This window comes from Frankia canadensis (assembly GCF_900197875.1).
In the GTDB taxonomy this organism is placed as follows: Bacteria; Actinomycetota; Actinomycetes; order Frankiales; family Frankiaceae; genus Frankia; species Frankia canadensis.
This window is the reverse complement of record NZ_FZMO01000184.1, coordinates 1-7,826: the sequence shown is the minus strand read 5'-3', so window position 1 is coordinate 7,826 and position 7,826 is coordinate 1. Positions and strand designations below refer to the sequence as shown.

Annotated in this window: 7 protein-coding genes and 2 pseudogenes; 2 read left to right on the top strand and 7 right to left on the bottom strand. The window is 75.8% G+C overall.

What is annotated here, in order from left to right:
• From C1A33_RS36635 to C1A33_RS15925, 3 genes and pseudogenes are all read right to left on the bottom strand, one after another.
• Window positions 1–380, bottom strand: a pseudogene (locus C1A33_RS36635) (hypothetical protein); the annotation flags it as partial.
• Window positions 381–425: 45 nt separating this feature from the next.
• Complete coding sequence (locus tag C1A33_RS15930; protein WP_101832279.1) at window positions 426–1,184, bottom strand: response regulator transcription factor; 759 nt, start codon at window positions 1,182–1,184, stop codon at window positions 426–428.
• A gap of 110 nt (window positions 1,185–1,294) precedes the next feature.
• Window positions 1,295–2,866, bottom strand: a complete 1,572-nt coding sequence (locus tag C1A33_RS15925; protein WP_243407605.1) for an MFS transporter — start codon at window positions 2,864–2,866, stop codon at window positions 1,295–1,297.
• A gap of 77 nt (window positions 2,867–2,943) precedes the next feature.
• Between C1A33_RS15925 and C1A33_RS15920 the strand changes: the two genes are divergently transcribed.
• Entirely contained in the window at window positions 2,944–3,564 is a 621-nt protein-coding gene (locus C1A33_RS15920) for a TetR/AcrR family transcriptional regulator (protein ID WP_101832277.1), read from the top strand.
• 519 nt (window positions 3,565–4,083) lie between these two features.
• A complete protein-coding gene (gene modA, locus C1A33_RS15915) occupies window positions 4,084–4,893 on the top strand; it encodes a molybdate ABC transporter substrate-binding protein (protein ID WP_101832276.1) in 810 nt (269 codons plus the stop codon).
• A 116-nt stretch (window positions 4,894–5,009) separates the two neighbouring features.
• Here the strand turns inward: modA and C1A33_RS15910 are convergent, their stop codons facing one another.
• From C1A33_RS15910 to C1A33_RS34970, 4 genes and pseudogenes are all read right to left on the bottom strand, one after another.
• On the bottom strand, window positions 5,010–5,906 hold the full coding sequence (locus tag C1A33_RS15910; protein ID WP_101832275.1) for an SAM-dependent methyltransferase: 897 nt from the start codon (window positions 5,904–5,906) through the stop codon (window positions 5,010–5,012).
• Window positions 5,907–5,991: 85 nt separating this feature from the next.
• Window positions 5,992–6,945, bottom strand: a complete 954-nt coding sequence (locus C1A33_RS15905) for a neutral zinc metallopeptidase (RefSeq protein ID WP_341477228.1) — start codon at window positions 6,943–6,945, stop codon at window positions 5,992–5,994.
• Between the two features lie 48 nt (window positions 6,946–6,993).
• Window positions 6,994–7,281, bottom strand: coding sequence for a hypothetical protein (locus tag C1A33_RS15900; protein WP_101832274.1), 288 nt, complete (start codon window positions 7,279–7,281; stop codon window positions 6,994–6,996).
• Window positions 7,282–7,442: 161 nt separating this feature from the next.
• Window positions 7,443–7,826, bottom strand: a pseudogene (locus tag C1A33_RS34970) (hypothetical protein); the annotation flags it as partial.

The window sequence follows — 7,826 nt, the reverse complement described above, 5'->3', positions numbered from 1 at the left end:
CCCGCGAGCAGCCCGCCCGCCTGCGCCGCGCCATCCCCGGGCCCGCCGCCCGGCACCTGCTCACCGCCGCCACCGCCGTCGGTGCCGGCGCTACCTGAGCCGCCGGTGCCGGCGCCGTTGGTGCCGGCGCCACCGGTGGCGAAGCGGTCGTCGAGGCGGGCGGTGAGGACGTCGGCGCGGGTGCGCAGCTCGGAGTCGACGGAGTCGCGCAGGTTCGCCCGCAGGAGCAGGTAGAACAGCGAGCCGGCCAGCACCAGCACCAGCACCGTCCCGACGGTGAACAACAGGGTCAGCCGCACCCGCACCGTCGGCCGCACCCGCCTGCGCACCGCCGCCCGCATCCGCGACACCGGCCATGCCCGCGACACCGCCAGCGGCACCGCCCACGCCCGCGATGCCGGCCGGTGTCCACGCGCCACGTCGAGCTAGCCCCCGCCGCCGGTCGTCACGCCCGGCGCCCCCGAAGTGCCCGGTGATCCCGCCAGGCCCGATGCGCCCGGCAGGCCCGGTCCGTCCGGCACGCGCAGGCGGTAGCCCACGCCGCGGACGGTCTCGATGAGCGACTCCTCCCCCGGCGTGTCGATCTTGCGACGCAGGTAGCGGACGTACTGGTCGACGATGTTGGAGGTGGCGTCGAACGCGTCGTCCCAGACGTGGTCGGTGACGAAGGTGCGGGTCAGCACCTCGTCAGGGTGGCGCAGCAGCAGGTGGAGCAGGGCGAACTCCTTCGCGGACAGCTCCACCGGCTCGCCGGCGCGGCGCACCCGGTGCGCGGCGGGGTCCAGTTCGACCGGCCCGGCGCGCAGCACGACGGGCCGCCGCACCCCACCGCGGCGGACCAGGGCGCGCAGCCGGGCGGTGAGCTCGCCGAAGCTGAACGGCTTGGGCAGGTAGTCGTCGGCGCCGGCGTCCAGCCCACGGATGCGGTCGGTGACGTCGACGCGGGCGGTCAGCATGAGCACCGGCGCCCAGCGGCCGCGGGCCCGCAGCCGCCGGCAGACCTCGAACCCGTCGACACCGGGCAGCATCAGGTCGAGCACGATCGCGTCGTAGTCGACCTCGGTGGCCGACCACACCGCGTCGACGCCGTTGCGGGCGACGTCGACGGCGTAGCCCTCCTCGACGAGGCCGCGGCGCAGCAGCGCGGCGGTGCGCTCCTCGTCCTCGACGACCAGCACCCGCATGGCTGCGATCGTAGGGTCCACCGGATGTGACGGCGATGTGGCCTCGACAGCACGCTGCCACGACCCGCCACGCGACGACAGGCCGTGACGATCACGACGCGCGGCGCTGGCTAGGGACGGCCGGGCAGCCGGGTGGCGAGCAGGCCGAGCAGGGCCGCGGCGGCGGCGAGCAGGCCGAACTCGAGCGCCGGCCAGTCGGCGCCGGCCCGCTGGCGGACCAGGGCCAGCAGGGCGACGCCGAGGGAGCCGGCGAACTGGATGGCCATGAACAGCGCCGTCGTCCCCTGTGCCTGCTCGGCGGGGGCCAGCGTGCGGAACAGGCCGGCGACGGTGGGCGACGCGGTCAGGCCGAAGGCCAGCCCGACGGCGACGAACAGCGCGAAGCCGGCGCCGAGAGGCAGCCGGTCGGCCGTCGCGGCGAACACGGCCAGCGCCGCGGCGGTGCCGACGGCTCCCCCGCGCACCAGCGGCCGGGCGCCGACGCGGTCGCTGAGCCGCCCGCCGGTGGACATCGACACCAGTAGTCCGAGCCCCATCGCGCTGACCAGCAGGCCCTGCGCGAGGCCATGACGGTCGTGATGCGAGGCGACGAACACCGGCAGCGCGGTCGTCAGCGAGTACATGACGAGGCCGACGAGGCTCATCACCGCGATGCTCACCCCCACGCCACGGCGGCGCAGCAGCCGCAGGTCGAGCGCCGGCGGGCCGGCCGGGGTCGGCCCGCGACGCAGCGCGTGCCACCCGTAGCCGGCGAGCAGCAGCAGGCCGGCCCCGGCGGCGCCGACGACGACCGGCCAGCCGCCGTCACCGCGCTCCCCCGCGCGGTTGACGGCGAACAGCACGCCGACGTACCCGGCGACGAGCAGGCCCAGGCCGCGCACGTCGGCGCGGGGCCGCGGCGCCGCCGGGTCCGGGCGGGCGGCGGGGACGAACGCGAGGGCGCCGGCCAGGACGAGCACGCCCAGCGGCAGGTTGACGAGGAAGAGCCACTGCCAGTGGCCGGTGCGCAGCAGCAGCGTGCCGACGAGCGGGCCCGCGGCCGGCGCCACGTTGACCACGGTGGACATGACGCCGAGCACCCGTCCCATCGTCCGCGCCCCGCCGAGCCTGGCGGCGAGTGCCATCGCGGACGGTTCGAGCAGCCCGCCGCCCGCGCCCTGGACCACCCGGGCGCCGATCAGCTGCGCCGCCGAGCCCGACAGCGCGCACAGCAGGGACCCGGCGAGGAACAGGCCGAGCCCGGTGAGGAACACCGCCCGCCCACCGAAGCGGGCCGTCGCCCAACCGAGCAGCGGCAGCGTCGCGGCGGCGGCCAGCAGGTAGGCGATCATCACCCAGACGACGGTCGTCAGCGGCGCGTGCAGCTCCCCGGACAGGGCGCCGAGGGCGACCGCGACCACGGTGCCGTCGAGCACCGCGACCAGCGCCGCGGCGGCGAGCGCGACCAGTGCCGGCCCGGTCCGCACCCCGGGACCGGGCCGTACCCCCGGACCGGAGCGCGCGTCGGGGGCGGAGTGCGCGTCGGGGGCGGAGTGCGTCTCGGGGGCGGAGTGCGTGCCCGGCCCAGGTTCCGTCCGCGCCTCGGGCCCGGCCCCACGCGCGGTGTCGCCGGCGGCGACGGTCGCCGTCGCGTCGCAGCGGCCTGTGGGCCCGTCTCCGTCCACCATCGTCTTTACGTCCATGGACGGATACTAAACCGTGTAGTAAAGATTTAACAGGGGGCCGGTATAGTGATCGGGAGGCGGCGGGAGGTGGGTCGGTGGCGGTCCGGCAGCGGCAGGTCGACAAGCGGCGGGCGATCCTCGACGCGGCGGCGCCGATCTTCGGCACGCTGGGGTACGAGCGGGCCAGCGTCGAGGCGATCGCCGCCGCGGCCGGGGTGTCCAAGCCGACGATCTACACCTACTTCGGCGGCAAGGACGGGCTGTTCCGCGAGTCGCTGGCCGACTCCGCGGTCGAGCAGAACGGCGACGCGCTGGCGGCGATCGGGCGCCTCGACCTGACCGCCGAGGGCTGGCGGGACAGCCTGCACGCACTTGGCCTGCGGCTGGTGACCTGCCAGCAGGACAGCTGCGCACGATTCCTCCGCCGGCACATCGCCGCGGAGTCCACCCGCGACCCGGAGATCTACCGCCTGGTGCGGGCGACGGCCAGCGACCCGATCCTGGAGGCGCTCGCCGGGCGGCTGGCGATGCTCGGCAACGCCGGGCGGCTGCGGGTGCCGGACCCGACGCTCGCCGCCCGCCAGTTTCTCGCGCTGGTCACGGCCGAGATGCCGGACCTCACCGAGAACGACACCCGCGACGCGGCGCCGGCCGAGGTCCGCCGCGCGGTGGACGCCGGCGTGCGCACGTTCGTCGCCGCGCACACCCCTTCCTGACGCCGGACCGACCGGCGCCGCCACCGCAGGGGCGTCACCCCTCCGCCACCCAGCGGCACTCTCACACGGCGCACAACCGCGCGAACACCTAGCGCGATCGACGCCGGTCGCCGTCGCGGCACGGCGCGCCGCGTCCACCTGGCGTGGCCACGTGACGTCCTCCCGGTCACGGCGGCGTCACATACATCTGACATGACCGAAACGCGGGCGCGGAACTATCATGCAGACAGTCCCGCATCTGCGGCGCCTTGCGATACGGCCGCCCGTGGATGCGGGTGGGGGCGCCGGCCGCCGGAGCATCGAGGGCCGGGCCGGTGATCGGGGGCGACGACGGCGTCGCCGTCCACCGTGTGAGGACGTCGGGTCCACCCGCCGTCGTGTCACCTCGCACGGTCCGAACGCCCAACACAGTCAGTAACGAACGTACGCGCATTGTCGGACGATGCGGTCGGCCGCGCCCGGGACGGCGCCGGCGGCCGGTCATGGGCGGAGGAACGGGCACACGTGAGATTTCGCAGGATGAGGACCGCGCTGGCGGTCGTGGCCAGCGCCGGACTGCTGGTCGCCGGCTGTGGCAGCGACGGCAGCAGCGGGAGCGACGCCGCCGCCAGTGCCACGCCGAGCGCGGCGAGCGCCAGCGCCGGGCGCGGCGTGACCGGCACGGTCACCGTGTTCGCCGCGGCGTCACTGACCGGGACGTTCACGACGCTCGGCAAGCAGTTCGAGACGGCGAACCCCGGCTCGACGGTGAAGTTCTCCTTCGCGGGCAGCTCGGCGCTCGCCCAGCAGATCACCTCCGGGGCGCCGGCGGACGTGTTCGCCGCGGCGAGCCCCGCGACGATGAAGACGGTCACCGACGCCGGGCAGAACTCCTCGGCGCCGAAGGTCTTCGTCCGCAACCAGCTCGTCATCGCGGTGCCGGGGGGCGACCCGAAGGGCATCAGGGACCTGCCCGACCTGGTCAGGCCCGGGGTGAAGGTCGCGCTGTGCGCGGACGCGGTGCCCTGTGGGGCGGCGGCGAAGAAGGCGCTGGCCGCGGCGGGGGTGAACCTCACGCCCGTCACGCTGGAGCAGGACGTCAAGTCCGCCCTGGCGAAGGTGACCCTCGGTGAGGTCGACGCCGCGCTGGTGTACCGCACGGACGCCCTGGCGGCCGGCGACAAGGTCGAGGGCGTGGAGTTCCCCGAGTCGGCGAAGGCCATCAACGACTACCCGATCGCCACGCTCAAGGGCGGCAGGAACACCGTCGGCGCCACCGCGTGGGTCGCCTACGTCACCGGTCCCGCCGGGCAGGCCGTCCTGACCAGGGCCGGTTTCCAGAGCCCCTGACCGGACCGGACGCGCCGATCGACCCGCGGCCGCCGTCCCGGATGCCCTCCCCCGAGGCGTCCGGGCGGCGGCCGCGGCCGTCCCGGCAGCCCACGCTCGGCGCGGGCGCGGGCGGTTCAGGCGCGGGCGCCCTCCTCGCGGGCGGCGCCCTCCCGGCCGGCGACGAGGAAGCCGTCGGCCATGGGGAGCGCCGAGGGCCGGCCGGCCTCGGCGGCGAGGTCGGTGCGCAGCCGGTCCCGGGTGATGCGCCAGCCGTGGCGGGGCAGCCAGCTCTGCGCCGGCTCCGCGAGGCCGCCGTGGATCAGCGCGGCGAACTCCGCCAGCTCGGGATGGTGGCGCAGCTCGTCGAGCAGCCACGCGTCGTCGCCGGTGCGGTACTCGAAGCCGAGCCGGCTGCCCGGCGCGGACCAGCCGGTGACCGTGGTGAGCAGCCGGTCGGCCTGCGCGTCGTCCAGGTAGGGCAGCAGGCCCTCGGCGAGCCAGGCGGTCGCCCGGTCGGGGGCGAAGCCCGCGCCTGCCAGGGCCGTCGTCCAGTCGCCGGCGAGGTCGGCGGGGACGGCGACGCGCTCGCAGCGCGCCCGGGCCCGGCGGCGGTCGAGCACCGCCTGTTTGAAGGCCAGCATCGCCGGCAGGTCCACCTCGAACAGGCGGGTGCCGGCCGGCCAGTCCAGCCGCTGGGCGCGGGAGTCGAGGCCCGCGGCGAGCAGGACGATCTGACGGTGCCCGCCCGCGGCCGCGCCGGTGACGTAGTCGTCGAAGAAGCGGGTGCGCAGCACTCCGTGCGAGGACACCAGATCGGTGAACCCGGTGGGGGCGGTCCCCGCCGGGCCCAGCCCCAGCATCCGCTCGGACCCGCCCCCGGCCGCGTCGACGAACGCCTGGGCGTAGGGATCGTCGAAGAGCCGGTCGGGGCGTGCGCTCTCCCGCGCCCGGATCCACGCCATGCCGACGGCGGTGCGTCCGACCCCGCCCGGCGCCTCGACCCGATCAGACGTAGCCCTGAAGGTGGTCATGACTCACGGTAGACACGGGCTCCCCCCGCCCGCCGCACGATCTGTAACGGAAAGTGACGACGGGTGGGGGTGCGGGCGACCTGGCTCAGGCGGACACCTGGCCGGTGGGTGAGCGGCCGATGCGCTGGCAGGTGGCGCTGTCGCGCAGGTAGCCCAGCGCGAACGCCTGGGCGCGCTGCACCGGGGTGCCGTGGGCGTCGGGCGCGGTGGAGGGTTCCTGGTCGAACCAGCCGCCGCGGGTGTCGCCGAGGCTGAAGAACAGCATCGAGCCGCCCAGCGCGTCGGAGACGTCGATGCGCCCGGCGCGGTCCGCGGCGGCGGCCTGCCGCCCGGCGAAGCAGTCGGCCTGGTTCTCCTCGGCACGGCTGACCGCGCCCAGGGTGCCGTGCAGGCGGTCGCCGCGGTGGGCCAGCTCGTGCATGAGCACGAACAGCGGGTAGGACGGGCCGCCGATGCCGGCCAGCTCGTCGAGGAACTCGATGCTGTAGGCGACGGTGTCGTCGAGGGTGCAGTACAGCGCGTTGTCGGCGAACGCGGTGGGATCGCCGACCTGCCGGCCGCAGGCGTCGTCCGGAACCTGACCGTTGTGATATGGGATGATCCGCGGCGGTGTCCAGGCCGCGCCGAGTTCCCCGCGCCAGAACGTGTTCACCGACCCCGGGCAGCCCACCGGCTCGGCGATGAGGCGCTCGACGTCGGCGACACTGCGCACCCGTCCCCCGCACGCCGCACCGGACGGACTGGCCGCCGCCACCGGCAGCACGCCACCGCCGTCGGACGCATCACCGCTGCCCGGGGCGCCGCTCCCGCTGCCCGCGGTGGTACCGCCCGCGGGGGCGCTGACGGTGGTGGCGACACCCGCCGAGGATCTGGCGGTGGTGGCCACGCCCAAGGCGGAGCTGGCAGGGGTGGCGCTGCCCGCCGTGGGACTGACGGTGGTGCCGCCGAGGCCGAGCGCGCCGCCGGCGGGAGCGGTGCAGCCGGTCAGCAACCCGGCGGAGACGACGATCGCGGCCAACGCCGCACAGGGGACCCGCACGACGATCAACCGTAGGCGGCGTACGGGCAGGACAGCCGGCCCGCGGGCTCAGCCGGGAATCGGCCGGGACCCGTCCGAGGGTCGCGGGCTCGGGGGATCCCCACAGCGTCCGCAGCGGACCGCGCCGCGCCGCCCGCCGCCGCCCGCCCCGTCCCCGCGGCGCTGGACATCGCGGATCGCCGCAGGTAGCGCGAGCGTGAGCGGTGCCATCACCGTGGGCACCAGCGCGGCGACGACGGCCGGCACGCCACCGACACCCACACAGATCGTGATCATGGTGACGGAGAGCAGTGTCGCGCGGGCGACGATGGTGGTGGCGTGCGTGAGCACCACCACGGTCAGGTCGGCCGATAAGGGGGGCCGGCGCACCGGCCCGTTCGGGGCACGTCTCCTGGGGACCAACACCCTCACCTCCACTCGCCAGTGCTTATGCACGTGCATCCTGTCATGCATGTGGCCGTGCGCCAAGGGGCCTCGGCTGTTCGACGGTGAGGGGATCAGGCGCGGGGCGCGGCGGCGCCGGCCGGGGTGACGGTGGTCGTGAGAGTCGGCCGGACCGGTGCTGGCAGCCAGCCCTCGCGGGCCCGCGACGGCAGCCAGCGCCAGCCGAGCCCGGGCGTGAGCAGCGTCAGCTCGCCGGTGGCGGCGCGCCGGGCGATCGGGATCCGTTCCTCCCAGCGAGCGGGCCCGTCGGCGGTGGGCACGCTCAGCCCGACGACGACCTCTCCCGGCAGCCGCGCGGCGGCCAGCGAGATCTCGTCCCCGGTCGCGGCACCCGCCGTCAGCACCACTGCGGCCCGCGCCGGCGGACCGCCCTCCGCCGCCAGCGCGAACGTCCGCGTCTGTGCGCCGACCCGGACGTAGGCCGTCACCCCCGCCCC